Consider the following 24,810-nt stretch of genomic DNA (forward strand, 5'->3'; position numbering starts at 1 on the left):
CCTGTGATCGTCAGACCGGCGCCGCACCCGAGCCGCGACCGCCCCGCAACAGATATTCCTGCGTCCCGCGATGGATGACATTGTCGACATCGATGACAGCGGAGTTGGCGTAGGTGAAAGATGGCGGCAGATTGCGATAGAGGCGATCGAAATCGCGCTCGACAGTCTGCCGGAACAGGTCCTGAAAGCTTTCGATCACGAAGTAGGTCGGCTGCAGATCGCTGATGACGTAATCGGTACGCATGACCCGATCGACGTTGAGCATGATGCGGTTCGGACTTTTCGCCTCGACCGCAAAAACAGCCTCCGTCGGACCGGACAGGATCCCGGCACCATAGGCCCGAATATCTCCCGGCCCTTCCTGCACCAGCCCGAATTCGACCGTGTACCAGTACAGCGCACCCAGCGCTTTCAGCCGGTTGTAGCGCATCGCCTTCCACCCGGCCTTGCCGTATTCCTGCATGTAATCAGCAAACACCGGATCAGTCAGCATCGGAACGTGGCCGAACACGTCGTGGAACACGTCGGGCTCTTGGATATAATCGAAAGTTTCTCGCGTGCGGATGAAATTGCCCGCCGGGAAACGCCGGTTGGCGAGGTGCCAGAAAAAGACGTGGTCCGGGATCAACATCGGTACCGGTACCACACTCCATCCGGTCAACCGGTCCAGTTCCTCAGACATTTCGGCAAAGTCGGGCACGCCGCCCTTGCCCAGGTCGAGTTTTTCCAGCCCGGCCAGAAACGCACTTGCCGCGCGACCGGGCAACACCTCCATCTGCCGCGCGAACAGGTCGTCCCAAACCGCGTCGTCCTCGCTCGAATATTCGGTCTGCGCCGGTTCGAGCCAGTCTTCTCCGACATGGTCGGGCCGATTGAGCGGGGCGGTAAAGACATCCGCCGGCATTTCGGGCAGGACCCGGAAGTCCTGTGATGGTTCTGCGAGAGTAGCCATGGTTTCAGCTGTAACCATTACCATGCAGGCGCGAGAGGTTCAAATCGGTACTTCATGACTGGAGATTGGGTATGAGCGAGCTGAAGCGCAAGGATTACGAGGATCTGATCGAGCCGCTCGAAGAGGAACTGGTTCGCATGGCCCGGTGGGCGCGAACCACCGGGGCGCGCATCTGCGTTGTCTTCGAAGGGCGCGATACGGCCGGCAAGGGCGGAGCGATTCGCGCGGTCAGCCAGCGTCTCAATCCGCGCCAGTGCCGGGTGGTGGCGCTGCCCAAGCCGAGCGACACCGAGCGCACCCAGTGGTATTTCCAGCGCTATGTTCCGCATTTGCCGGCCGCCGGTGAGATCGTGCTGTTCGATCGCAGTTGGTACAACCGCGCCGGAGTCGAAAAGGTCATGGGATTTGCCAGCAGCGAGCAGATCGACAGTTTCCTCGCCGAGGCCCCCCGGTTCGAGCGGATGCTGGTCGATGATGGCATCCTTCTCTTCAAATACTGGCTGACAAGCGATCAGGCCCGGCAGGAGGAACGTCTACGCGAGCGGCTGGAAGATCCCCTCAAGCGCTGGAAACTTTCGCCCATCGACCTTGCCGCGCGCGAGAAATACGAAGCCTATTCCCAAGCCCGCGAAGCCATGTTGGCAGCGACCCATACCCAGCACGCCCCGTGGACCTTGGTCAATTTCAACGACCAGAAGCACGGTCGGCTTACGCTGATACGCGACCTGCTCGACCGGCTGCCCGATACGCATATTGCGACCGACACGCTGGAATTCCCGGAACTAGGGCACGAGCCTTTCAGCGAGCAGTACAGCGTAATTGAACCGATTGCAGATTACCCGCTCGGCTAGGCGAGCGTGGCAGTGGCCTTTGTCACTTGCCGCCCATCATCGGCAAACGCACCCATTTCCACTTCGCCACTTCGCCGGTCCCGCCGCATAGCCAGGTGAAGCACTTCACCAGCAATGGCCGGACTAAGTGCGCGAAACGCGAAACGGGCAAGACTGTTCTCGCCACACTGCAGCGCAGCGAGCCGCAGCAACATCGATGCGATCAGAGGCCCGTGGACGACCAGTCCGCGATAGCGCTCGACCTCGCGCGCGTAGGGCAGATCGTAGTGGATACGATGGGTGTTGAAGGTGAGCGCAGAATATCGGAACAGCAAGGCGCTGCTGGGTGCCCGGGTTTCGACCACATCCCAAGCCGTCCCGTCAAAGCGTCCTGCGCCAGGCTCGGGCGGGCTAAGGGGAGCCTCTGGCGCGGCCGCATCGCGATAAACCAGCGTCTGGGTCTCGCGCACCGCGTTGTTACCGTTGGCCGAGGTGACATGCTCGATGTCGACAAAGCCCAGCGGGCCGCTGCTGCCCTCTTTCTCGGCGATCGAAACGATCCGGCTGGTTCGTTCGATGCGGGCCCCGATGGGAATGGGAGCAACAAATGCCGTGTCGCTGGCGGCCCACATCCGGCGCGGCAAGGCGATCGGAGGCAGGAAGCTATCAGGCCTGTCATCGCGCACCGGATGCCCGTCGCTCCCGAGCCGGGCGGTCGGCGTGTCAGGGGTACACAGGCACAGGTGAACACCCTGTGGCATGGGGCCATCCGATCGGGGCGGCAGGTCGAAGGTCGCCAGCCAACGCTGCGCCAGCCCCGTGTCGAGCCGGTCGTTCACGGTGATCTCGCGGCCGATCCAGGCGTCCCACGCGCCCATCAGCTTGCGCGCTCGAAAATTGCCGCGATGCCCTGGCCCCCGCCGATGCACATGGTTTCGAGGCCATAGCGTGCCTCGCGGCGGTGCATCTCGGCAGCCATGTCGGCAAGGATGCGGCCTCCGGTCGCGCCAATCGGGTGGCCCAGTGAAATGCCCGAGCCGTTGACGTTGAGCATGTCGCGGCGCGAATCATCCTCGCTCCAGCCCCAACCCTTCAGCACCGCCAGCACCTGCGGGGCGAAAGCCTCGTTGAGCTCGACGAGCCCGATGTCGTCCCAGTCCATGCCTGTGCGCGAAAACAGTCGCTCGACTGCCGGGACCGGACCGATCCCCATGCGCGAGGGGTCGCAGCCGGCCGCAGCCCAGCCCCCGAACCACAGCGAAGGCGTGAGGCCCAGCTCCTCGAGCTTGTCTTCGGCCACCACCAGGCACGCCGCCGCGGCATCGTTCTGCTGGCTGGCATTGCCGGCGGTGACGATGGCGTCCGCATCGCGTTTCACGTCGAGCGCGCGCAAGCCGCCGAGGCTCTCCATGCTGGCATCAGCGCGATAGCCTTCGTCATGGTCAAAAATGACCGGATCGCCGCGCCGTTGCGGCACTTCTACCGGGACGATGTGATCATCGAACTCGCCCTCGGCCCAGGCTCGCGCCGCATTCTGGTGGCTGCGCACGGCAAAGGCGTCGGCCTCCTCCCGCGTAATGCCGTAGTCCTTGGCCAGATTCTCGGCGGTCTCGATCATCCCGGTGATCACGCCGAAACGCTCGATCGGCTGGCTCATCAGCCGGCCGCGGGTCAGTCGGTCATGGAGCACCATGTCGCCCATCCGCACTCCGCCGCGCAGATCGGTGGTGTAGTGCTCGACATTGGACATGCTCTCGCATCCCCCGGCGACAACCATGTCGGCCATGCCGGTTTCGATCATCATTGCCGCGGTCGCGACCGCCTGTACGCCCGAACCGCAGCGGCGGTCGAGCTGGAAGCCGGGCACTTCGAGCGGCAGGCCAGCAGCGAGCCAACTCCAGTGACCGATGGCGGGCGCTTCGCCACTTCCATAGCCCTGGCTGAAAACCACATCGTCAACCCGCGCAGGATCGATCCCGCTACGCTCGACCAACGCCTTGAGGATCACCGCGCCCAGCGCGCCGGCCTCGAGCGGGGCAAGAGTGCCGCCAAAGCGTCCGACCGGCGTACGAAGGGGGGTGCAGATGGCTGCGCGGCGTTTGCTCATAGTTCAATCCTTGTCAGACAGGCGGACAGTCCCGGCATCGACCAGACGGGCGATGGCTCCGGACGAGAGTCCTAACCGATCGGCCAAGACTTCCTCGCTATGCTGGCCGAGATAGGGCGCAGGGGCGGGATCTCCGGGAGTGGTCTCAGGCAAATTGGCAAAGCTGCGGGTGGCCGGGTATTCGAAACCCGAAGGGTTGGCGGGCGAAGGACCGAACAACGGATTGTCTCCCACCAGTTGGGGATCGTTCGCCGCCTCGTGCATTGTGCGGTAGCGTTCGTAGGTGGTCCCGGCAGCAGCCATGTGCCGTTCAAGCTCCGCCCAATTGAACCCGTCGGCAGCGGCCTGGAACAGGTCGAACAATGCATGGCGGTGTTCGAAACGCGGGGTATCGCCATCGGCAAAACGGACTTTCAACTCGCTTTCAAGCAAGGCGATTTTGTCCTCGACACCGAATGCCGCAACCAGTCCGTCCCACTGCTTCGCCGTCAAGGCAGCGACCATGAACCGCACGCCGTCGCGGGATTTGAAATCACGTCCGAACGCGCCCCAGATGGCATTGCCGAGTCGAGGACGGTCAGCCCCGCGATAGAGCATTTCCGCCAGCGCGCCCGAATTGGCCATGGTGCCGATGGCAACATCTCCAAGCGGGATGCGGACCTCGCTCCCTTCGCCGGTGGCGTCGCGGTGGCGCAATGCGGCGAGCAGCGCGAAGGCGCTATAAGCGCCGGTGATGAAATCCCACGCTGGCAGCACCTGGTTGACCGGCGGCGCGGTCGCCATGTCCCAGTCTTCGGGCCCGCACATCAGCGGATAGCCGCTCGCAGCATTGACGGTGAAGTCCATCGCCTGACGCCCATCGTGCCAGCCCATTATGCGCACGGAGACAAGATCGTTCCGCCTCTCACTCATGGCTGCATGGCTGAGGAAGCTCTTTTCGGGCAAGTTGGTGATGACCTGTCCCGTCTGGCGCGTCAGCTCGACCAGCAATTCGCGCCCCTCTCCGCTGCGCAGGTCGAGTGCCACCGATTTCTTGGCCCGGTTGAGGTTCTCCCAGCTAAGCGAGCGCCCTTCGCTCGTCAGCATGTAGCGGTCGTAATCGAGCCCGCCTTCCTTGTGATCGACGCGGATCACCTCGGCTCCCATTTGCGCGCAATAGAGCCCGGCGGTTGGCGAGGCGACGAAGCTCGAAGCCTCGATGACGGAAAGGCCCTGGAGGAGGTTATACACCCGCGCTTAGCCGTTCTGTGCAGCGAAATCGCGCAGCATGTGCTTGGCAATCTGCAGGTAGAGAATCTGCGTCGTACCCTCGTAAATGCGGTAGATGCGGGCATCGCGGAAGAACCGCTCAGCATCATATTCAGCCAGATAGCCTGCACCGCCGTAGATCTGCACCACCCGGTCGACCACGCGGCCGCACATCTCGCTGGCGAAAACCTTGAAGGCGGCGGCTTTGCGCAGGATGTTCTCTCCCCGGTCGGCGCGCTCTGTCACGTCCTTCATCATCGCCTCGGCCGCGTAGATCTCCATGTCGCTTTCGGCCAGCATCTGCTGGATCAGCTGGAAATTGGCGATTGGCTCGCCAAAGGCCTTGCGCTCGGTCGCGTAGCGCAATGCGCTGTCGAGCGCGCGGCGGGCATAGCCGGTGGCCGCAGCGCCAACCGAAATGCGTCCGTTGTCGAGGCTCATCATGGCGAAGCGGAAACCCTGACCGGTCTCGCCGCCGAGCAGCGCGTCGCCGGGCACCTTCACATCGTCGAGGATGACGTCGGAGATGTGGCTGCCTTCCTGCCCCATCTTCTTGTCCGGGCTGCCGGTCGAAACGCCCGGCGTATTCATTGGCACGAGGAAGGCGCTGACATGAGCGTTTTTGGGCAAGGCCTCCTTCTCGGTCCGCGCCATGATCAACGCGACGTCGGCATGGGGCGCGTTGGTGATGTAGCGCTTGGTACCGTTGAGGATCCATCCATTGCCACCGGGATCGGCGGTCGCGGTGGTCGCCATCGCCGCACTGTCGGAACCCGAACCCGGTTCGGTCAGGCCGAAACAGGCGATCTCGCCGGCGGCAATACGCGGCCACCATTCGGCCTTCTGCGCATCGGTCGCGCCGTTCTTTATCGCCGAGTTGAACATGCCGACGTTGATCGAGAAGATCGAGCGATAGGCCGGTGCGGCATAGGCCATGGTGTGGACCACCCGGGCATATTGCGAGGCGTTGAGCCCGGCCCCGCCAAAGTCTTCGGGGACGGTCAGGCCGAACAGGCCCATCGCCTTCATTTCCTCTACGATGTCGGCCGGGATGGCGTCGTTTTCGATCACTTCGCGCTCGGCCGGGATCAGCCGCTCGTGGACGTAACGTTCAAGCTGTTCGATGAATTGTTCGAAACTCTCGGCATCCATCCCGGTGTCGGTCATCAAGGGTGTCCTTTTTCTATTGTTCGACAGGCGGCGGGTCGCCCTCCCCAGTTTCGGCTGCGCCCGATCCAATGGCATCGGCCGGCAATTTCCGGTCCTCGAGCATGGCAGCTGCCTCGTCGAGTGCCTGCGCTTCCCCGACGGTGACGCCGCCAGGGCCGGGATCATTCTCACCAGGACCGCACGCAGCAATTGCGAAGGCGAGGGCACAGGCTGACAAGACGCGCTCTCGGGTCCGGGATTTAGTCATATCTTGATCCCTGCGACGGGAGAGCGCGCCATTCATGGCCTATTCGGCTGGCTGTGCAGGCTTGGCATGGTCAGCGTGGTCTGCACCTTGCCTGCTGGCATCCACCATGGCCTGGATGTCGGCCGCCACCTGGGTCGCATTATCGGCCTGCGCGGCAACAGATTTTTCTTCCACCTTGCGAGCAGTCTCGCGGCGCTCTTCGGCCTGTTCGTCGACACGCGCGGCGGTTCCTGTATCATCGGCGACCGGCTCTTCGACGACCGGCTCCATGACCTCGTCGGCCACCGTCTCGACATTATCGCCTTCATCCTCGATCGCGGCTTCGTTGGAACCTCCGCAGGCTGCCAAAGCCAGCACACTCGCTGCGGCCATGGCGAAACGCAAACCGGTCTTCATATCGTATCTCCGAGAAAGTCGTTGGTTGCGCCCCGACGGGCGCGTCACGGTCAGTTTAGCGTGGCGACGGCGCGCGGGCCAAGGGAAAACTTGCAAGCCACCGTATGCTGTCATCGCTCGCTATGCCATGGCGGCGGGGTGAACGCACCTGTCACCACCATCCCCGACCTTGCACCTGCACGCGAGCAACTGCGGGCCGTGTTCGGATTCGACGATTTCCGCGGACGGCAGCCCGAGGTGATCGAGCGCGTTCTGGCCGGACAATCGACGCTGGCCGTCATGCCAACCGGCGCAGGCAAATCGCTGACCTACCAGCTGCCGGCAACCATGCTAGCGGGCACCTGCATCGTGATCTCCCCGCTGATCGCCCTGATGCACGACCAGTTGCGATCGGCACATGCCAACGGGATTCGCGCCGCTACGCTCACCAGCGTCGACGAAAACCGGCGCGAGACCATGGACGCGTTTCGCAATGGCGAGCTTGACCTGCTCTATGTCGCGCCCGAGCGGGCCAGCCAGCAATCCTTCTGCGACCTGTTGACCGCCGCACCGCTATCCCTGTTCGCTATCGACGAAGCACATTGCGTTAGCGAATGGGGCCACGACTTCCGGCCCGACTATCGCCAGTTGCGCCCCTTGATGGACCGGTTTGCCGATGTGCCCCGGCTGGCCCTGACGGCAACTGCAGACAGCCACACGCGTGCCGATATCCTCGACCAGCTCGGCATTCCGGCCCAAGGGCTGGTCGTGGCAGGATTCGACCGGCCCAACATCCGCTACTCCATCCGCCATCGCGACAATCCGGTGCGCCAGTTGAAGGCGTTGATGGAGGACCAGCCTGGACCGGGCATCGTCTACGCCCCGACGCGGCGCAAGGTGGAGGATATTGCCGACAAGCTCGCTGCCGCCACGGGGCGCGACGTGCTGCCCTATCACGCCGGGCTCGAACCACGGGTGCGCGCCGAGCACCAGGCCCGCTTTGTCGCCAGCGAGGACATGGTCATCGTCGCAACCATCGCCTTTGGCATGGGGATCGACAAGCCGGATGTCCGCTTCGTCGCCCATGCCGGCATCCCCAAGTCGATCGAGGCCTATTACCAGGAAACCGGGCGCGCCGGACGCGATGGCGATCCTGCGCTGGCACTGATGTTATGGGGGGCCGAAGATTTCGCCAAGGCACGCATGCGCCTGAGCGAGGTGCCCGCAGATCGGCGCGATGGCGACCGGCAGCGGCTCGATTCGCTTTCCAACCTGGTCGAGACTGCCGGCTGCCGGCGAGCCATTCTGCTCCGGCATTTCGGCGAGGACCCGCCTCGCCAATGCGGCAATTGTGACAATTGCCTCGAGGCCCCCGAAGTGATCGATGCGACGGAGCTGGCGCGCAAGATATTGTCCGCCGCCTATCGCACCGGACAAAGTTTCGGCTTCGGCCATCTGCAAAAAGTCCTGACCGGGGCCCAGGATGATCGGGTTCGCCAACGCGGGCATGACCGGCTGAGCGTTTTCGGCATTGTAGAGGGCGAGGAGACGGCCATGCTGCGGCCGGTCGCTCGTGCATTGCAGGCGCGCGGCTCACTGGTGGCGACCGAGCATGGCGGGCTGATGCTGGGCGGCGATGCCCGCGCGGTGTTGAAGGGCGAAGAGGCCGTGCTGATGGTCAAGCCGCCCAAGACCAAGCGCGCGAGCCGCGGTCGCGGTCGTGGGGACGGCGGCGTCAACCCGGTCGGTGATCCGCTGTTCGATGCCCTGCGCGAATTGCGCCGCGAATTGGCGGTCGAACAGCAAGTGCCGCCCTATGTCATCTTCCACGATGCAACTTTACGCGAGATGGCGACCGCCCGTCCTGACAGCCTCTCTGCACTCGGGCAGGTAGGCGGTGTCGGAGCGAAGAAGCTCGATGCCTATGGCGAGCGCTTTCTCGACTGCATCAGGCGCCACTAACCACCAATGCAGCCTGGCCCGATTGACTTTCGAGCCCAATCATATAATGATGATATCATAATAATATTGGAGGGGGTGTGGTCATGGTGGAAGCGATCAAGGGTATGAACATCAGCCGGGAACGTCCGGCGGCAAGCTACAATGGCTATATAATGCTGCTCGTGCTTGCTCTTGTCGCCGTCCTGGCGGGTTGGGTGGTGAGCCAGGGCTTCCCGGAGATTGGAACGAGCAAGGCGGCCAAGCTTGGGTTCGTCGGCCTGTTGATCGGATCGCTCGTAGCCTTTCTCGCCGTGGCCATCGGTTTCTTCATGATCCAGCCGAACCAGGCCGCGGTCATCACCATGTTTGGCGAGTATCGCGGGACCGAACGACGCGAGGGACTGCGCTGGGTGTGGCCGTGGATGGTGCGCAAGAAACTCAGCGCGCGTGCCCACAATATCCATTCCGACAAGGTCAAAATCAATGACCTGCGCGGCAACCCGATCGAGATCGCCTGCAACGTGGTGTGGCGCGTGCAGGATACGGCGCAGGCCGTGTTCGATGTCGATGATTACAAGGAATTCGTGAACATCCAGATCGAGGCCGGCCTGCGCACGGTTGGCTCGCGGCATCCGTATGATGACATGAGCGAGGACGACAAAACGACGTTGCGCGGCAGCGCCGATGTGGTCAATCGCGAGCTGTGCGAAGAACTCAACGAGCGACTGCACGTGGCCGGGATAATCGTCGACGAGGCAGGTCTCACACACCTCGCATATGCACCCGAAATCGCCGGGGCGATGCTGCGTCGGCAACAGGCCGACGCGGTGATTGCTGCGCGGAAGAAGGTCGTGATCGGTGCTGTCAGCATGGTTGAAGACGCGCTGCAGAAACTCTCGGCCGACGGCATTGTCGAGCTCGATAACGAACGCCGCGCGGCAATGGTTTCGAACCTGATGGTGGTGCTGTGCGGCGATCGCGATGCGCATCCGGTGATCAATGCCGGCACGCTGTATCAATAGCTCGATAGACTGAGGAGGCAGCCGTGGCTGCACCCCCCAAGAAAGCCTTCGCCCTGCGCCTCGATCCAGCGGTTCACGCCGCGATCGAGCGGCTGGCTGCGGCCGAACTACGCAGCGCGAATGCTCAGATCGAGATGCTGTTGCGCGAAGCGCTCGAAGCGCGTGACATAGCGGTCGGTAAGACCGCCCGGCCGAGGCGCGGTCGCCCGCCGAAAAACGCCTGGCAAAGGGGCGAACGTTAGCGGTGCGTTAACCCTTTTTGCCTAGCCGTGGACGAATGGATAATTCTGCCCGTATCTCGTTCGTCCCGGCCCCGCTTCTGCGCCCATCCAGTTGGGTGGTCGGCGTCGTCTTTGCGGCGGCGATCGCGCTTATCCCGCTGGGCGCTGCGCTGGCCCAGGGGCAAGTCCGCCCGTTCACCGTGGTCCAGACTGGCCAGGGTTTCGGCACTTTGCAGCACGCGGTCGATGCCATCGGCTCGGGCACCGGCACAATTGCCATCGCCCCGGGCAATTACCGTCAGTGTGCGGTGCAGGAAGCAGGCAGTATCGCATTCTTCGCCAGCGAACCGGGCACTGCAGTGCTCGACGGCGTCGCCTGCGAAGGCAAGGCGGCTCTTGTTCTGCGTGGCCGCGAATCGAGCGTATCGGGACTGGTGTTCCGCAACATCGGCGTGCCCGATGCCAACGGCGCCGGAATCAGGCTCGAGCAGGGTTCGCTGACCGTGGCCAACAGTTGGTTCGTCGACAGCCAGCAAGGCATCCTTACCGCGCATGACGACGCCATCCGGCTGGTCGTTGATCGCTCGACCTTCTCCGGCCTCGGCACTTGCGAGGGGGACGGCGGCTGCGCCCATTCGATCTATACCGGGACCATCGCGCATCTGCGCATCACGCGCAGCCGCTTCGAACGCGGCACCGGCGGACATTACGTCAAATCGCGTGCCCGCCGCACCGATATCGCTGCCAGCAGCTTCGACGATAGCGCCGGCCGCAAAACCAATTACATGATCGACCTGCCGCAAGGCTCGGTCGGCCAGATCACCAACAACTGGTTCGTACAGGGGCGCGACAAGGAAAATTATTCCGCCTTCATCGCGGTTGCCGCTGAAGAAGGCGACCAGAGTTCCAGCAGCCTCGTGATCGCTGGCAACGATGCCCGGTTCGTTCCTGCTCTCGAACGCCGATCCGTCTTTGTCGCCGACTGGAGCGGCGAACCGCTCGTTATCGAAGACAATGTGCTCGCCCCGGGTCTTGCCGCTTTCGAGCGCCGCTAGTTCGCCTGGAACGCGGCCGCGAGCCTCAACGTTCCACTTGGCATCGAACCACTGAGAAGCAAGATCTGCAGGAACGGGTCGAGCTCTTCCGAGAGCGTGACCTCGTGGTCACCGCTGAAGCCGAAGCGTGAATAATATTCCGGGCTGCCAACCAACGCGATCCCGCTCGCGCCGCGCTCTTTCAGCAGGGTCTTGCCAGCTTCGACAAGCCGCGAGCCAATGCCCGATTTCTGGCCGCTGGGGATCACCGATACCGGCGCGAGCTGATACCAGTTCCCTTGCGCATTCTCGATTGCGATCGGCGAAAAGCCGATGTGGCCGATGATCGCCTTGTCGGCATTGACTGCGACCAGCGACAGCGCCAGGTCGCCGTCAGCACGCAACCTGTCGACCAGTTCACCTTCGTCCCCATCGGCCCAGGCAGCCTGATGAAACGCGGCATCGACCAGGGCTCGGATCGCGCGCTCGTCACCCGGCTGTTCGGGCCTGATCGTAACGCTCACGGAAGAAGATGTCCGGCGCGATCGCGCTTGGTGGCGAGATAGCGGCGATTGTGGCTGTTGGAACCGTGCGCGTGCTCGACCCGCCGCGCGACGACAATGCCCTGTTCCTCCAGCGCCCGGACTTTCCGCTCGTTATTGGTCAGCAACGCAACCTCCTCGATCCCGAGCAGCCTAAGCATTTGGGATGCCGTTATAAAATCGCGCGCTTCGTCAGGCAAGCCGAGACGTTCATTGGCCTCGATCGTGTCGAAACCCTGGTCCTGCAGTCGATAGGCGCGCATCTTGTTGACCAAGCCGATCCCGCGCCCCTCCTGCCTTAGATAGAGCAATACGCCATAACCGCCACTGGCAGCTTGCCCGGCCATTTGCTCCAGCGCAGCATCAAGCTGCGGGCCGCAATCGCATTTGAGACTGCCGAGGATGTCGCCGGTCAGGCATTCCGAATGCAGCCGCACCAGCGGAACAGTCCCAGCCATCTGCTGGCCGATGATCAGCGCGCAGTGTTCGCGGGTGTCGTCGGGCTTGCGAAAGACGACCAGCTCGCCCTCCTCGCTGGCGGCAACGGGTAGACGGGCGCGGGTAGCGATTTTGAGCCGTGAAGGGTCGGACCAGGCGGCCAGATCCGATGGCGCAACGGGTTGCGCTTCGCCGGCACCTGCGGGAGCGACCATAAAAGCCGGCAGGATACCTGCCAGTCGCGCAAGTTCCAGCGCGGCTGCGGCGGCTTCTTCCCAATCAAGCGGCTCGGCCCGGAATGGCCCCTTGAGCGGGCTGTTCAGATCAAGCGATGGGTCCGCGACGGCAGTGGCCAGATCGAGATCGAAAGGGTCTGCACCGCGGATCAAAACCGGCGCGTGAGGAACAGCTGCTTCGCGCTGATTGGCCAGTTTGAGCGTGGCGGCCCGGGCAGCCGAGATCAGCAACCGTTCGGAAGTCGCCCCGCGTGCAATCGCGGTTTCGACCGGCAACAGCACGCCCGCCCCTTCCAGCGCCAAAGGCCAACCGTGGCGCAGCGCATCGATCGCCAGGGCCGCGCGGCGTGACGGCGACGGCGATGCAGGGGATGGGGCAGGAGTATCGTTCAGAAGGCGAACTCCGTCGTCAACGGGACATGATCGGACGGTTTCTCCCAGTCGCGCGCATCCTCGAATACATGGTGTGCATGCGCCTGCGCCGCCAGTTCCGGACTGGCCCACATATGGTCCAACCGTCGCCCGCGATCATTGGCGCGCCAATCCTTAGAACGGTAACTCCACCAGCTGTAATAACGCTCGGGAGCGGCAATGTGTTCGCGACCGATATCGCTCCAGCCATGCGCATCCATGAAGCGTTGCAGTGTTTCGACTTCCAGCGGGGTATGGCTGACGACCTTGAGCAATTGCTTGTGGTTCCAGACATCGCTTTCCAGCGGGGCGATATTGAAATCGCCGACAATCAAAGTGGGGCGATCAACCCGGTCGGCCCAGCGCGTCATGCGTTCGAGGAAATCGAGCTTCTGACCGAACTTGGCATTGATTTCACGATCGGGCTCGTCGCCGCCGGCGGGGACATAGACGTTCTCGATGACCGTCCCCTGGCCCGGCCCCGAAGTCAGTTCCACGCCGACGTGACGGGCCTCGCCATTGTCCTGCCAATCATGGCGCGAGAACTCCGCAAACGGCACTTTCCCGACCGTAGCCACCCCGTGATAGCCCTTCTGCCCGTGGACCGCGAAATGCTCGTAACCCAGCGCCCGGAATGCCTCATAAGGAAACTGGTGCTCCTGGCACTTGATTTCCTGCAGGCAGAGTATGTCGGGCGCGTGTTCGGTGATGAAGCGCGCGACAATCGGCATGCGCAAACGCACCGAATTGATATTCCATGTTGTAACTGAAACCATGGCGCCTGCCTTAAATGCGCCGGTGGTGAGCGGCAAGGGGCGGCGGGATCTGATGTAACTTCGCCAGCTTTCGCTTTGCGCTTACGTCAACTAGGGGATAGGCAAAGCCATCCAATCAATTCGCAGCCGATCCCAGCGGAGACAAACCATGCGCATGCGCCCCTTCCACCTGTCCGCCCTGTCTGCCTTCGCTGTGTCACTGGCCGGCTGCGGCGATGCCTACGCACAAACCAGTGTCCGCAGCGCATCCAGCGGAGCGGTGCAGGCTTCCGCCCAGGCCGAGAACCGGAAGGCGAAGAACGTCATCCTGTTCATCGGCGACGGGATGGGCGTTTCCACTGTAACCGCCATGCGTATCTACGCTGGCCAGAAGCGCGGAATGAGCGGCGAGGAGTATGTCCTGCCGTTCGAGAAATTCGACAACGTTGCGCTGGTCAAAACCTACAATGTCGACGCCCAGGTTCCCGACAGCGCCGGAACCGCTACCGCCATGCATTCAGGCCAGAAGACCAATATCGGCTATCTCGGAATCGGGCCGGGTGCCGCCCGCGCCGATTGCGAAGACGGCAAGAAGCATCACCTGCCGCTCCTCGGCGAAGAGGCTAAGAAGCGCGGACTTGCGGTCGGGATCGTCTCGACCGCGCGGATCACCCATGCGACGCCGGCCTCGGTCTATGCCCGTACAACCGAACGCGGCTGGGAAACCGACGCCTGGATCGAAGAAAGCCAGCGCGGCCTTGGCTGTCGTGACATCGCCCGACAGTTGATCGATTTCGATTTCGACGTCGCCCTGGGTGGCGGACTCGCGCCCTTCTATGGCAGCGCCGTGGGCGGCGCGCGTCTCAACCCGGCGGACGATTTGCCCACCGAATGGGTCAAGCGCACGGGCGGCAGCTTCGTTGTCGATACCGCCAGCCTCGCCGCAGCGCCGATGAACAGGCCGGTACTCGGGCTGTTTTCCCCCAGCCACATGGGCTGGGTGGCGGAACGCGCCCCCGACAGCAAGGAGCCGACCCTTACGCAAATGACGCAGGCCGCCGTGCAACGGCTGGCGCGCGATCGTGACGGATATTACCTGATGGTCGAAAGCGGCAAGATCGATCATGGCCACCACGCCGGGCGCGCCGGACTTGCGCTCGAGGAGGCAGTCGAATTCGCCAATGCCATCCAGTGGGCAGTCGATAACACCGACCCGCGTGAGACGCTGATCCTGGTCACCGCTGATCACAGTCACGTCTTCACAATCGCCGGCTATCCGCGTCGCGGGAATGACATCCTGGGCCTGGTGATCCCGCCGCAGGGCGCCGGGGAAGAGGTCGCCCAAGCGTCGCTTGCAACGGACGGCAAGCCCTACACCACGCTCGGCTACGCCAATGGTCCGGGCGCGATTGTCGCCGAGCGCGAAACGCCCGACACGGGTGTCGGGGCAACGCAGCAGGCTGCAATCGCATTGGATAGCGAGACCCATAGCGGTGAGGATGTGGCCCTCTACGCCAACGGCCCCGGATCGGAAAAGGCCCGCGGCGTGATCGAGCAGGACGTGATCTACGACATCATCACCAACGCGTACGGCTGGTAACAGGAGCGCGGCGAGCTGGATCCTCGGCGAGGGCAAACAAAAACCCTCGTGCCGGGGGCAAGTGGCACGAGGGTTCCTTGTTAGCGTTCGTCACGCTGTTGCAAAGCGAACCTTGTTGAAAGGGCGAGGCAACAGGGGGGAAACCCGCCTTCCGTCCGCTTTGTGATCAAAGATTACGGCTATCCTGCTTTCCGCCGAATGAACGAATCGTCGCACTTTGTCGCAATTCGCTCTCTTTCGGTGGCTGAAGCGTTCAACCAGGGCGACGGCTGGTCCGGCGCGGATCCTTGTAACGAAATGCCGTGTCGCTGACGGACACGCCATAGCGCTGATTCGAAAGACGAACCGTGGTGCGGTTGTTCTGCGCATCGAGCGCAACCCAGTTGGTCAGCTGCCAGCCGCCCGGCGCGTTCGCGTTGCGCACGAACACCAGCGTGATGATACCGAATTCCGGTTTCTTGGGATCGCGCACTTCGACGCTCATCACCGCCGGATTGCCGCTCGGAAGAATTTTGCCGTATTTCTTTACGTCGCGGCTGGGATCCAGCAGCGCGCCCAGCGGCGAGTTGGAGATCGGCCAGCGCTGGACCTGGTTCACCTCGTAATCGATCAGCGTCATCGACTTGCCGTTGGAAACCAAAAGCAGCGGAACGCCTTTTTCATATTCGAAGCGAATCTTGCCCGGGCGCTTGAGCGTCATCACGCCGCGCACGGTCTGGCCCTTGCGATCTTCCTGGCTGAAATTGGCCTTCATCGTCGAGATGCCGCGCAAGGCGGCAACCGCATCGTCCAGTGAGGCACGGCTTTGCGCCGCCACCGGAGTTGGCGCGGCGACCATGGTCGCAGGCACGCTGATGGCAAGCGCCGCGGCAAGCGCGACGCCAGAAACCCTGCCGGCCCCGGTAAAGGGGCGGGCAATGGAGCGAAATGTATCGATCATTGCGTTCATGCCTTCGTGATTAGAGACGAAGCACTGAACCGTCACTGACGGCAGGCGGTTCCTGCCGTTCAGGAAGCTTACTTGATCTTCGCTTCCTTGAACTCGACATGCTTGCGCACGACGGGGTCGTATTTGCGGAAGGTCATCTTCTCGGTGATGTTGCGCGGGTTCTTCTTCGTCACGTAGTAGAAGCCCGTGTCTGCGGTCGAGACGAGCTTGATCTTGACGGTAGCGGGCTTCGCCATAGTGCTTTCCTAAAGTGTCCGGTGGGCCAGCAAGCGGCCAAAAAACAACAGGCGGCGCGCGGCGTAAAATTACCGGCGCACCGCCATATCGGGCGCGCAATTGGGCGATTCACTGTCGAAAGTCAAGCGCCATGCGCCCTACCAATCGCTGCGCGAGACCTTGCCGCGCTTGGCCTTCACCGCTCCGCGCGCTTTTTTTGACTTCAATCGCTGGACCTTGCCGATCCGGTTGACCCGGCTCTTGGCCCGTTTCTTGGGCTCCCGATGGGCGGCTTCCAGCAATTCCTCCAACTTTTCGCGTGCCAGCTGGCGATTCGCCTCCTGCGTGCGGTGCTCGCGGGCAGTCACCAGCAGTTCCCCGGCCGTGGTGATCTTGCTGCCCGCCAGCTTGCGCAAACGCGCGAAGACCGAAGGAGCGAGGCGCAGGCGATAGATGTCGACCCGTAGCTGCACCTCGGTCGCGACCTTGTTGGCATTCTGGCCACCCGGCCCCGACCCGGCGAGGAAGCTTTCCTCGGCCAGGGCGTGGGCCCGGGCGATCAGTTCGCTATCCATCGCTTGCGCCCAGCGCCGCAAAATCGGCGGGCAGCGGTGCACTCGCCTCGATCCGGGGCTTGCCATCGCGCTCGATGGTCAAATTGGCTGCGTGGAGCATGGTGCGGGGGCCGGATTTGGCGTCGCCGTAAACTGGATCGCCGAGCAGCGGCAACCCCAGCCCCGAGGCGGCATGGACCCTGATCTGGTGGGTGCGCCCGCTTTCAGGGGTGAATTCGAGCAGGGTGCCGCGCTCGAGCTGCTGCAACACGCGCCAATGGGTCACCGAAGGCTTGCCCTTTTTCGCCGGGATCATCCGCCAGCCCTTTTCAGCGCTGCTGATTTTCGCCAGCGCGAGCTCGATCGAACCTTCTTCCTGATCCGGAATCCCGGCGACTATGCCAAGGTAGCGCTTCCCGACCCGACGCTCTTCGAATGCCATGGCGAATCGCTTCAGCGCCTTCGGATTGCGCGCCAGCAGAAGGCAGCCGCTGGTATCGGTGTCGAGTCGATGGACCGGCACCGGTGGACGCTGGAAGCCCAGCTTCAACGCCTCGAAATGGTCTTCGAGCGCCGGCCCGCCTTTGCGTGGACGTTCGATCGGCAGGCCGGCCGGCTTGTCGATCACCAGGGCCTCGCCGTCTTCATACAGGATCGAAATTTCACTCATGCGACTAGCTGTGCCTTTGTCAGCCCGCGAAGGGCGTTGCCGATGTAAAAACCTTGCTCGAGATCGGCGAGGCGCACTTCGCCTTCGCGGGCGCGACCTTCGGCAATCAGCGATGCGCGCAGCACTCCGGGCAACAAGCCGAGAGCGAGCGGCGGCGTGACGAGGGTTCCGCCACGCTCGACGAAGATGTTGGTGCGGCTGCCTTCGGTCAGCAAGCCATCGTCGCGCAGCAACAGGGCTTCGTGCGCACCAGCGCCCTCAGCCGCTGCCAGCGCCTCCTCGTAAAAACCGCGGTCGCTGGTCTTGTGGCGCAGGCGCCAGTCACCCGGGTCGACCGGCAGTGCCAGGACGGCGCATTTCACCGGAGCGTCCCACCCTTCGCCAAGCGGCGCAGCTTCCAATGTCGTTGCGCCCGAACGGGCACAGACCAGCCGCAAGCGGGCCGGTCCATCAAGATCGAAGCAAAGCGCCTGGATCTGGTTGCGCGCGGCGTGGCGGTCGAAAGAAAAGCCGAGCACGCCGGCGCTGTCCTTCATCCTTTCCAGATGCGCCTCGAGCTGCGCCACCCCTGTTTCGGGGTCGAACCGCATGGTCTCGATCAGGTCGAAGCCGGGTGCCACCAATCCCGGCCCGCTGGCCCGCGCAAAGCCACCCTTGAGGATTGTTTCGCACCATTCGGTGCCAGCCTCGCTGTCGGCAACGATGGCCGAGCCGACACCGAGCACCGCCTTGCCGCGCTCGTTTTCGACCGGAGTCAGCCTGAGCGTGCGAATGGCCACGTTGAACGCGGCATTGGAACGGCCCTGTTCGTCGGGCGCATCGATCCGCCCGATTGCGCCGCAATAGGGGCCGCGAGCATCGCGCTCGACTGCATTGATCAGCTCCATCGCCCGGATCTTGGGTGCCCCGGTGATCGAACCGCACGGGAAGATCGCGCGCATCAGGTCGAGCGCGTCGTGTTCCGGTTCCAACGTGGCGTGCACGGTGGTCACCATCTGGTGCACCGTTGGATAGCTTTCGACCGCAAAAGGTTTTTCGACCGTCACGCTGCCGGGACTTGCCACACGGCTCAGATCATTGCGCATCAGGTCGACGATCATCAGGTTCTCGGCCTTGTCCTTCTCCGACCGGGAGAGATCCTCGCGCAGCGCGGCATCGTGTGCAGGATCGGCGTCGCGCGGCCGCGTGCCCTTCATCGGCTTGGTCCGTGCTTCGCCTTCCTTCAGCGAGACGAAGAGTTCAGGCGACAGGCTCAGCATCCAATGCGTGCCGTCGAAGATCAATCCGCCATAGCCGGCCTGCGCCGCCGGGCGCAGCGCGGCATAAAGCGCTACCGGGTCCCCGGCATAGGCACCCGCCAAAGGCAAGGTCAGATTGGCCTGGTAGATGTCACCAGCCTGGATCGCGTCCTGCAACGCGGCGAAGGCCTCCTCATAGGCGCCTTGCGAGAGCTGGGGTTCGAGCGGGCCGAGGCTGGTCCGGCCGGAGCTGCCCCTTTCGGTGAGCCAGGCCGGAACTTTGTCGGGCGCGATAACCAACTCATGCTCGAACAGGCCGAGCCACACGAGCGGGCCGGCCCCGCCGCTGCGGCTTGGTGCCAGCGCGGCCAGTCTCGGCTCAAGGGCCAGCCCGGCCTCGTATCCGATATAGCCCGCCAGCGTACCGCCTGCCTCCGCCTGCGCTGTGCGCGCAGCCTCAAGCACCGGTTCAACTTCCTGCGGGCGATGGGCGATGAAGAATTGCTTGGCGTTCTCGTATAAATGCGCCTGCGCCGCCCCAACGTCGCGGGCATCGTCCAGCAGGACGAACGGTGCCTGTGCTTTCGCGCTTTCCGCCATTCTTCGGCCATAGACTCCTGCGCGCGAAATGGAACCGTGCTTGACCGTGCGGGGTGCAAACCGCCACACAATGGGCAGAACAGACATCTCGGGGGCCAGTTACGCTAATGAACCAGATTTTCCTCGGCCTCGCCGGCAATGGCGAGAACCAGTATCTCGACCTGTCGCGGGCCAACCGCCACGGCCTGATCGCCGGCGCCACCGGCACTGGCAAGACGGTGACGCTGCAGGGCCTGGCCGAGAGCTTCTCCGCCAATGGCGTCCCGGTGTTCGTGGCCGATGTCAAAGGCGACCTGTCGGGCATCACCATGCCCGGCTCGGCCAGTTTCAAGCATGCCGACAAGCTCGAGGGGCGGGCCGCAGAACTGGGCATGGATGACTACGGCTATTCCGACAATCCCGCCATTTTCTGGGATCTTTACGGCGAACAGGGCCACCCCATCCGGACCACGGTCAGCGAGATGGGGCCGCTGTTGCTCGCCCGGCTGCTCGATCTCAACGATACCCAGGAAGGTGTACTCCAGATCGTCTTCCGCCATGCTGACGACAACGGGCTGTTGCTGCTCGATTTCGGTGACTTGCAGTCGATCCTCGCTTGGGCGGCGAAGAATGCGAAGGAGCTTTCGGGCAAATACGGCAATGTTTCGAAACAATCGGTCGGCGCGATCCAGCGACAACTGCTCAGTTTCGAAAGCCAGGGGGCAGACCAGTTCTTTGGCGAACCAGCGCTGGAAATCGATGATTTTCTTCGGGTGGACGAGCAGGGACGCGGTTACATAAACGTGCTCGCCGCCGACCAGTTGATGCGCAGCCCCAAGCTCTACGCCACGTTCCTGCTGTGGCTGCTGGCCGAGCTGTTCGAAAGCCTGCCCGAGGTCGGCGATCCGGAGAAGCCCAAGCTGGTGTTCTTCTTTGACGAGGCACACCTGCTGTTCGACGACGCGCCCAAGGCGCTCGAAGACAAGATCGAACAGGTCGTGCGGCTGATCCGGTCCAAGGGCGTTGGCGTGTATTTCGTTACCCAGAACCCGATCGATATTCCCGAAGAAGTCGCGGGCCAGCTCGGCAACCGGGTCCAGCACGCCCTGCGCGCCTTTACCCCCCGAGACCAGCGAGCGATCCGCGCCGCCGCAGAAACCTTCCGCATCAATCCCGACCTCGATGTCGAGGAAGCGATCACAGAATTGAAGGTCGGCGAGGCGCTGGTTTCTACGCTGGACGAGGACGGCGCGCCCACCGTGGTCCAGCGCACCTTGATCAAGCCTCCCCGCAGCCGACTCGGGCCGGTTTCAAAAAAGGAGCGCGCGATCATCCGCTCGATCAGCCCGGTCGAGGGTAAGTATGACCAGCTTGTCGACCGCGAAAGCGCCGAGGAGGTGCTGGCAGCCAAGGCTGCGGATGCTGCCGCCACCGCAGAAGAAGTTGAGCAGAAGGGCGAGACGGAGGTGCGCAAGCGTCCCCGCAAGACCAGCTCGATGTGGGAGAAGGCCGGCAAGGCGGCAGCCGGCGCTGTGGCGAGCTCTGCGGCCAGCGTTCTTGCGGCCAAGATCCTTGGCAAGAAATCACGGGCGGACCCCACCCGCAGCGCTGCGACTTCGGCCGCCGGATCCATCGCCACCAGCATGGGCGGGGCGGTGGCCGGGCGCTTCGTGCGCAATCTGATCGGCGGCCTGATGCGCTAGGTCGCACGTCCCGACTGCTGCTCGGGGAGCGTCGAAGGCAAGCGAATTTCTGCGCGCAAGCCGCCTTGTGACCGGTTGGCGACGACCAGTCGCCCACCGTGCTGCTCAGCGATCGCACGAGCGAGGGTCAACCCTATGCCAGCCCCGCCCGTAGCGCGATTGCGGCTCGCCTCTCCCCGCTGGAACGGCTCGAGCATGGCTCCGATCTGCTCGGCGGGGATGCCCGGGCCATCATCATCGACCCGCATCACGACCTCGTCGCCATCATGTAGCAGCGTCACCTGCGCCGAGCCGCCGTAACGCAGCGCGTTGGAGACCAAGTTGCGAAGGCCCCGCCGCAACCAGGTGACATGCACCGGTCGAACGATCTTGTCTTCGGATGTGAAACTGACCGGTTCGCCCAGTTGCTCGAATTCCTCGACCACCGCTTCCACCAGCGCGCCCAGTTCAGCGCGTTCTGCAGGCTGGTCTGCCCGGCCCACACGAGCGAGCGAAAGAATGTCATCGAGCGAGCGGGTGATGTCCTCGATACCGGCCGCCATCTTGGCCCGGCGATCTTCGTTCTCCACCCCCTCGATCCGCAGCCGCAGCGCGGCAAGTGGGGTCTTCAAGTCGTGACCTATGGCACCCAGCATCACGTCCTTTTCATCGAGCATGGTTGCAATTCGGCTTTCCATCGCGTTGTGCGCCGCGATCAGCGCGCTGATGTCGCTTGGCCCGGTCGGCACAAGCGGCTTGGCCAAGTCTTGTGTCCGGGCGAACTGCGTGGTGCGCCGCGTCAATGCCGCCAGTGGCTGAGTGATGCGGCGCAGCAGCAGAAAAAGCACACCCATCAACACGAAGAAGAACACCAACGTCTGCGCGACAATGCCGCCTAGCACACGGGGTTCGCGCTCCGGAATGGGGACGCGTGCGACTTGCCATGGCGATGCGGCATCGAACCGGATGGCCGCGACAAGTATCTGCCGATCGGCTCGTAAGAGCCTCGCTATCCGGCGCGAGTTGCCTGCCAACCGCTGCTGCAGGACCGGATCGCGCGTGGCGCGGCGGACGGTTACCACGGTCTGGGCCGGGTTGAGGCCGAGAGCGTTTAGGCGCTCGCTAAGATCCTCGGCCCACCCAGCATCGATATTCTCGCCAGGCAGCAGCGGATCGTCTCGAGTGACCTCTCCGCGCAAGGGGCGGCCAAGTCCGCGCCGCATCCCTGCGGGGCGCATGTCGAGGGGCGCAGCCCCTGCCGCGCGGTCAAATGCCGGGTCGACCAGCAGGGCAATGGCAGCGATGCCGAGGATCGCGGCGGTGCGCCGGTTTTCGGCCGCGCGGTAGAGCAAGACCGCAGACACCGTCTGCGCCACCAGCAGCGCCAGCGCCACGGAGACCAAGGTTTGCCCGAGCAGGTTGCGGGGCCACATGCGCATGGTCAGTTCTGCGCCTGGCGGGTGACATTGGCAGCAAAACGATAACCGCCTCCGCGCACGGTCAGGATCAGGCGCGGATCGCGGCTGTCAATTTCGATCTTGCGCCGCAACCGGCTGACCTGGTTGTCGACCGCGCGGTCGAACATGTGCGCCTCGCGGCCCTGCACGATGTCGAGCAGGCGATCACGGTCGAGCACGCTGCGAGGGTGTTCCAGGAAAGCCATCAGCAGTCGAAATTCGGCGGTTGAAAGCGAAATTACTGTGCCGTCGGGATCGGTCAGTTTGCGCTTGAGCGGATCGAGCTGCCACCCTTCGAACTGGTAAAGCGCGTCCTCTTCCAATCCTGCTGGCGAGCGTGTCGCCCGGCGCAGGACCGAACGGATGCGCGCCACCAGCTCGCGTGGCTCGAACGGCTTGGTAACATAGTCGTCGGCACCGATTTCGAGCCCGACGATACGGTCGGTCGCTTCGCCCTTGGCAGTCAGCAGGATCACAGGAAGATCGCGGTTCTCGGTCAGATACCGGGTAAGCGACAGCCCGTCTTCGCCTGGCATCATGATGTCGACCAGGGCGATATCCGGGGTCTCGTTCAACAGGACCGTGCGCGCCGCCGCAGCACTTTCGGCCTCGGAGATACGAAACCCCTGGCCGAGAAGATACTCGGCCAGGGGTTCACGCAGCGTCTGCTCGTCATCGACCAGCAGTACATGCACCGGTGCGTCGGGGTCAGTCGTTACCATCGAAACGCCAGCTCCGATCAGTTGCCGCGATGCTGGCCGCGCATGGCCTTATGGGCGGCACGCCGTTCCTCGGCAGTCACGGTGCCGTTTCCATCGGCATCGGCCTTATCGAAACGGGCCAAAGCGGCAGCCTGGAATTCGGCCTTGGTGATCTGGCCGTCTTGGTTGGTGTCGGCCATCTTCAGCATCATCATGCCATGGCCTTTGCCACCACGTCGTCCACCGCGGCGCATCATGCGTTCACCACCACGCTTTTCGGCGCGCGCTTCGCGACGCTCCTTGCGCATTTCACCGCGCGCTTCGGCGGCGGCGATGAACTCGGCCTGCGTGACCGCGCCGTTGCTGTCGGCGTCAATCTTGGCAAAGCGTTCTGCCACCCGGGCCACGCGATCGGCGTCGTTGAGCACGCCGTCGCCATTGGCGTCCATCTTGGCAAAGCGGGCTTCGGTCCGCTCGACCACGGCATCGCGGGTCATCGGGCCGCGCTCGGCACGCTCACCGGTCGGCTGGGCCAGCACTGCACCGCCTGCAAGCAGCGAGCCGGTGGCGAGGATAAGGGCAATCTTTTTCATCTTGGATACTCCGTTAGTAAAAATAACGGAGCTGCGAAGCAGGCAGGGGGGAGGGGGAGAATTCAAAAGCCTGCCTCGCAACTCACAATGTTTCTTATAAGGGCCCGATGTCGCAGGAGTTTGCCCGATATGGCTATAAATGTCGCTGTTTGTATCAGCCGCCGGTGTTCATTAATCCACCGGAAAGTCTGAACGCTCGCGCATTTCGGTTCCTTCGCCTGCCGTCACGAAGACCGCCGTGGCATGTGTCGCCACGTCGGCAATGTGCCAGACGCCAGGTGGATTGATGGCATACTCACCCGCCTCGAGGCGAAGTTTCGCACGCCGACCGTCGGGGAATTCCTGCGTCAACAGCATTGACCCCTCGGTACACAGCACGATCTCGGCACCTTTGGGATGCATCTCCCAGCTCGACCAATCCGCATCGAAGCTGTGCAGCGAGACCAGCCGCCCCTCGGCCCCGTCGCTGGCGTGGCGCGCGCCATAGTGCTCATACCAGTCGAGCCCGTCGAAGGGCGGCTGGGGAACAGCGCTCGCCCCCAGCCCCAGGTGGATAAAGCTGTCGGCCAGTCTGGTTCCGTCACCCATGCCCTGCTCCCTGTCGGCTGGCGGTCATTCCGCTTGCGTCATGCAGAAGGCGTTGAGCTTGTTGCCATCGGGATCGCGAAAATAGGCGGCATAGAAGCCCTCGTCGCCGCGCGGACCCGGCGCGCCTTCGTCGGTGCCGCCGTTGGTGAGCGCGATTTCGTACAATTTCTTGACCTTGTCCGGTCCATCAACCTGCAGGGCAACCATGGTGCCGTTGCCGACAGTCGCCTTCTCGCCATCGAAAGGCTTGGTCAGCGCCACGCCGGGCGCACCGCCCATTTCGCCCCAGGCGATGAAGCTGTCGAACTCCATCATCCGTCCTACGCCTAGAGCCCCGGCGAGGGCGTCATAAAATGCCGCGTTCTTCTCTAGATCGTTGGTACCCAGCGTTACATAGCCAATCATGGTCCTGTCCTCCTCATGCCGGGCCGCGGATTGGCGACTCGGAGCAGGA

The 24,810-nt window shown here is 63.4% G+C and carries 27 protein-coding genes; 7 read left to right on the top strand and 20 right to left on the bottom strand.

The annotated features are described in order from the left end of the window. Positions 1-10 precede the first annotated feature (10 nt). Positions 11-952 (bottom strand): phenylalanine 4-monooxygenase, encoded by a 942-nt coding sequence (gene phhA, locus ACXYL9_RS00775; protein ID WP_459037682.1) that lies wholly within the window; start codon positions 950-952, stop codon positions 11-13. A gap of 71 nt (positions 953-1,023) precedes the next feature. On the opposite strand from phhA, the gene ppk2 reads away from it, so the two are divergent. Continuing rightward, complete coding sequence (gene ppk2 / locus ACXYL9_RS00780) at positions 1,024-1,803, top strand: polyphosphate kinase 2 (protein ID WP_459037683.1); 780 nt, start codon at positions 1,024-1,026, stop codon at positions 1,801-1,803. On the opposite strand, the gene ACXYL9_RS00785 is transcribed toward ppk2, so the two are convergent. Genes ACXYL9_RS00785 through ACXYL9_RS00810 form a run of 6 tightly spaced genes read right to left on the bottom strand, consistent with a single transcriptional unit; the run spans position 1,800 to position 6,950 of the window. Beyond that, positions 1,800-2,660, bottom strand: coding sequence for an HTD2 family dehydratase (locus ACXYL9_RS00785; RefSeq protein WP_459037684.1), 861 nt, complete (start codon positions 2,658-2,660; stop codon positions 1,800-1,802). The genes ppk2 and ACXYL9_RS00785 overlap by 4 nt on opposite strands. After that, positions 2,660-3,889 carry an acetyl-CoA C-acetyltransferase gene (locus tag ACXYL9_RS00790; RefSeq protein ID WP_459037685.1) on the bottom strand — a complete coding sequence of 410 codons (1,230 nt, stop codon included), beginning with the start codon at positions 3,887-3,889 and terminating at the stop codon, positions 2,660-2,662. Before ACXYL9_RS00790 ends, ACXYL9_RS00785 begins: the two co-directional genes overlap by 1 nt. Positions 3,890-3,892: 3 nt before the next feature. Next, a complete protein-coding gene (locus ACXYL9_RS00795; protein WP_459037686.1) occupies positions 3,893-5,119 on the bottom strand; it encodes a CoA transferase in 1,227 nt (408 codons plus the stop codon). Positions 5,120-5,125: 6 nt separating this feature from the next. Then, positions 5,126-6,304: an acyl-CoA dehydrogenase family protein gene (locus tag ACXYL9_RS00800; RefSeq protein ID WP_459037687.1), complete on the bottom strand. Its 1,179-nt coding sequence runs from the start codon at positions 6,302-6,304 to the stop codon at positions 5,126-5,128. A 16-nt stretch (positions 6,305-6,320) separates the two neighbouring features. After that, on the bottom strand, positions 6,321-6,554 hold the full coding sequence (locus tag ACXYL9_RS00805) for a hypothetical protein (protein WP_459037688.1): 234 nt from the start codon (positions 6,552-6,554) through the stop codon (positions 6,321-6,323). A 39-nt stretch (positions 6,555-6,593) separates the two neighbouring features. Continuing rightward, positions 6,594-6,950 carry a hypothetical protein gene (locus tag ACXYL9_RS00810; protein WP_459037689.1) on the bottom strand — a complete coding sequence of 119 codons (357 nt, stop codon included), beginning with the start codon at positions 6,948-6,950 and terminating at the stop codon, positions 6,594-6,596. Positions 6,951-7,088: 138 nt separating this feature from the next. Here ACXYL9_RS00810 and recQ point away from each other — a divergent pair, with 138 nt between their 5' ends. From recQ to ACXYL9_RS00830, 4 genes are all read left to right on the top strand, one after another. Next, on the top strand, positions 7,089-8,891 hold the full coding sequence (gene recQ, locus ACXYL9_RS00815; RefSeq protein WP_459037690.1) for a DNA helicase RecQ: 1,803 nt from the start codon (positions 7,089-7,091) through the stop codon (positions 8,889-8,891). An 83-nt stretch (positions 8,892-8,974) separates the two neighbouring features. Then, positions 8,975-9,892: an SPFH domain-containing protein gene (locus ACXYL9_RS00820; protein ID WP_459037691.1), complete on the top strand. Its 918-nt coding sequence runs from the start codon at positions 8,975-8,977 to the stop codon at positions 9,890-9,892. A 23-nt stretch (positions 9,893-9,915) separates the two neighbouring features. Further along, positions 9,916-10,134, top strand: a complete 219-nt coding sequence (locus tag ACXYL9_RS00825; RefSeq protein WP_459037692.1) for a type II toxin-antitoxin system antitoxin — start codon at positions 9,916-9,918, stop codon at positions 10,132-10,134. Between the two features lie 35 nt (positions 10,135-10,169). Beyond that, positions 10,170-11,168, top strand: coding sequence for a right-handed parallel beta-helix repeat-containing protein (locus ACXYL9_RS00830; RefSeq protein ID WP_459037693.1), 999 nt, complete (start codon positions 10,170-10,172; stop codon positions 11,166-11,168). Here the strand turns inward: ACXYL9_RS00830 and ACXYL9_RS00835 are convergent. The 3 genes from ACXYL9_RS00835 to ACXYL9_RS00845 form a co-directional block, all read right to left on the bottom strand. After that, the gene (locus ACXYL9_RS00835; protein WP_459037694.1) at positions 11,165-11,671 is read right to left on the bottom strand and encodes a GNAT family N-acetyltransferase; all 507 of its coding nucleotides are present in this window, start codon (positions 11,669-11,671) and stop codon (positions 11,165-11,167) included. The two genes, ACXYL9_RS00830 and ACXYL9_RS00835, sit on opposite strands and share 4 nt — an antisense overlap. Next, positions 11,668-12,666, bottom strand: coding sequence for a GTP cyclohydrolase II (gene ribA / locus ACXYL9_RS00840; protein WP_459037695.1), 999 nt, complete (start codon positions 12,664-12,666; stop codon positions 11,668-11,670). The genes ACXYL9_RS00835 and ribA overlap by 4 nt, the downstream gene beginning before the upstream one ends. Positions 12,667-12,752: 86 nt before the next feature. Beyond that, on the bottom strand, positions 12,753-13,550 hold the full coding sequence (locus ACXYL9_RS00845; protein WP_459037696.1) for an exodeoxyribonuclease III: 798 nt from the start codon (positions 13,548-13,550) through the stop codon (positions 12,753-12,755). Positions 13,551-13,698: 148 nt separating this feature from the next. Here ACXYL9_RS00845 and ACXYL9_RS00850 point away from each other — a divergent pair, with 148 nt between their 5' ends. Next, entirely contained in the window at positions 13,699-15,129 is a 1,431-nt protein-coding gene (locus tag ACXYL9_RS00850) for an alkaline phosphatase (protein WP_459037697.1), read from the top strand. A gap of 253 nt (positions 15,130-15,382) precedes the next feature. Here ACXYL9_RS00850 and ACXYL9_RS00855 read toward each other — a convergent pair whose 3' ends face one another. The 5 genes from ACXYL9_RS00855 to pabB form a co-directional block, all read right to left on the bottom strand. Continuing rightward, positions 15,383-16,069, bottom strand: coding sequence for a LolA family protein (locus ACXYL9_RS00855; RefSeq protein WP_459037698.1), 687 nt, complete (start codon positions 16,067-16,069; stop codon positions 15,383-15,385). A gap of 77 nt (positions 16,070-16,146) precedes the next feature. Further along, positions 16,147-16,314 carry a 50S ribosomal protein L33 gene (gene rpmG / locus ACXYL9_RS00860; protein WP_010233410.1) on the bottom strand — a complete coding sequence of 56 codons (168 nt, stop codon included), beginning with the start codon at positions 16,312-16,314 and terminating at the stop codon, positions 16,147-16,149. Positions 16,315-16,452: 138 nt separating this feature from the next. Then, positions 16,453-16,869 carry an alternative ribosome rescue aminoacyl-tRNA hydrolase ArfB gene (gene arfB / locus ACXYL9_RS00865; protein WP_459037699.1) on the bottom strand — a complete coding sequence of 139 codons (417 nt, stop codon included), beginning with the start codon at positions 16,867-16,869 and terminating at the stop codon, positions 16,453-16,455. Next, the gene (locus ACXYL9_RS00870; RefSeq protein ID WP_459037700.1) at positions 16,862-17,518 is read right to left on the bottom strand and encodes an RluA family pseudouridine synthase; all 657 of its coding nucleotides are present in this window, start codon (positions 17,516-17,518) and stop codon (positions 16,862-16,864) included. The genes arfB and ACXYL9_RS00870 overlap by 8 nt, the downstream gene beginning before the upstream one ends. Further along, positions 17,515-19,356 (bottom strand): aminodeoxychorismate synthase component I, encoded by a 1,842-nt coding sequence (pabB, locus tag ACXYL9_RS00875; RefSeq protein ID WP_459037701.1) that lies wholly within the window; start codon positions 19,354-19,356, stop codon positions 17,515-17,517. The genes ACXYL9_RS00870 and pabB overlap by 4 nt, the downstream gene beginning before the upstream one ends. A gap of 107 nt (positions 19,357-19,463) precedes the next feature. Between pabB and ACXYL9_RS00880 the strand changes: the two genes are divergently transcribed. Further along, positions 19,464-21,038 carry a helicase HerA-like domain-containing protein gene (locus tag ACXYL9_RS00880; RefSeq protein ID WP_459037702.1) on the top strand — a complete coding sequence of 525 codons (1,575 nt, stop codon included), beginning with the start codon at positions 19,464-19,466 and terminating at the stop codon, positions 21,036-21,038. On the opposite strand, the gene ACXYL9_RS00885 is transcribed toward ACXYL9_RS00880, so the two are convergent. The 5 genes from ACXYL9_RS00885 to ACXYL9_RS00905 form a co-directional block, all read right to left on the bottom strand. Then, complete coding sequence (locus ACXYL9_RS00885; protein ID WP_459037703.1) at positions 21,035-22,456, bottom strand: sensor histidine kinase; 1,422 nt, start codon at positions 22,454-22,456, stop codon at positions 21,035-21,037. The two genes, ACXYL9_RS00880 and ACXYL9_RS00885, sit on opposite strands and share 4 nt — an antisense overlap. A gap of 2 nt (positions 22,457-22,458) precedes the next feature. Further along, the gene (locus tag ACXYL9_RS00890) at positions 22,459-23,196 is read right to left on the bottom strand and encodes a response regulator (RefSeq protein WP_459037704.1); all 738 of its coding nucleotides are present in this window, start codon (positions 23,194-23,196) and stop codon (positions 22,459-22,461) included. A 17-nt stretch (positions 23,197-23,213) separates the two neighbouring features. After that, the gene (locus ACXYL9_RS00895) at positions 23,214-23,768 is read right to left on the bottom strand and encodes an EF-hand domain-containing protein (protein WP_459037705.1); all 555 of its coding nucleotides are present in this window, start codon (positions 23,766-23,768) and stop codon (positions 23,214-23,216) included. A 171-nt stretch (positions 23,769-23,939) separates the two neighbouring features. Beyond that, positions 23,940-24,356 carry a cupin gene (locus ACXYL9_RS00900; RefSeq protein WP_459037706.1) on the bottom strand — a complete coding sequence of 139 codons (417 nt, stop codon included), beginning with the start codon at positions 24,354-24,356 and terminating at the stop codon, positions 23,940-23,942. Positions 24,357-24,380: 24 nt separating this feature from the next. Next, on the bottom strand, positions 24,381-24,761 hold the full coding sequence (locus ACXYL9_RS00905) for a VOC family protein (protein WP_459037707.1): 381 nt from the start codon (positions 24,759-24,761) through the stop codon (positions 24,381-24,383). Positions 24,762-24,810: the final 49 nt, after the last annotated feature.

The sequence above is a fragment of the Qipengyuania sp. CAU 1752 genome (assembly GCF_054482615.1).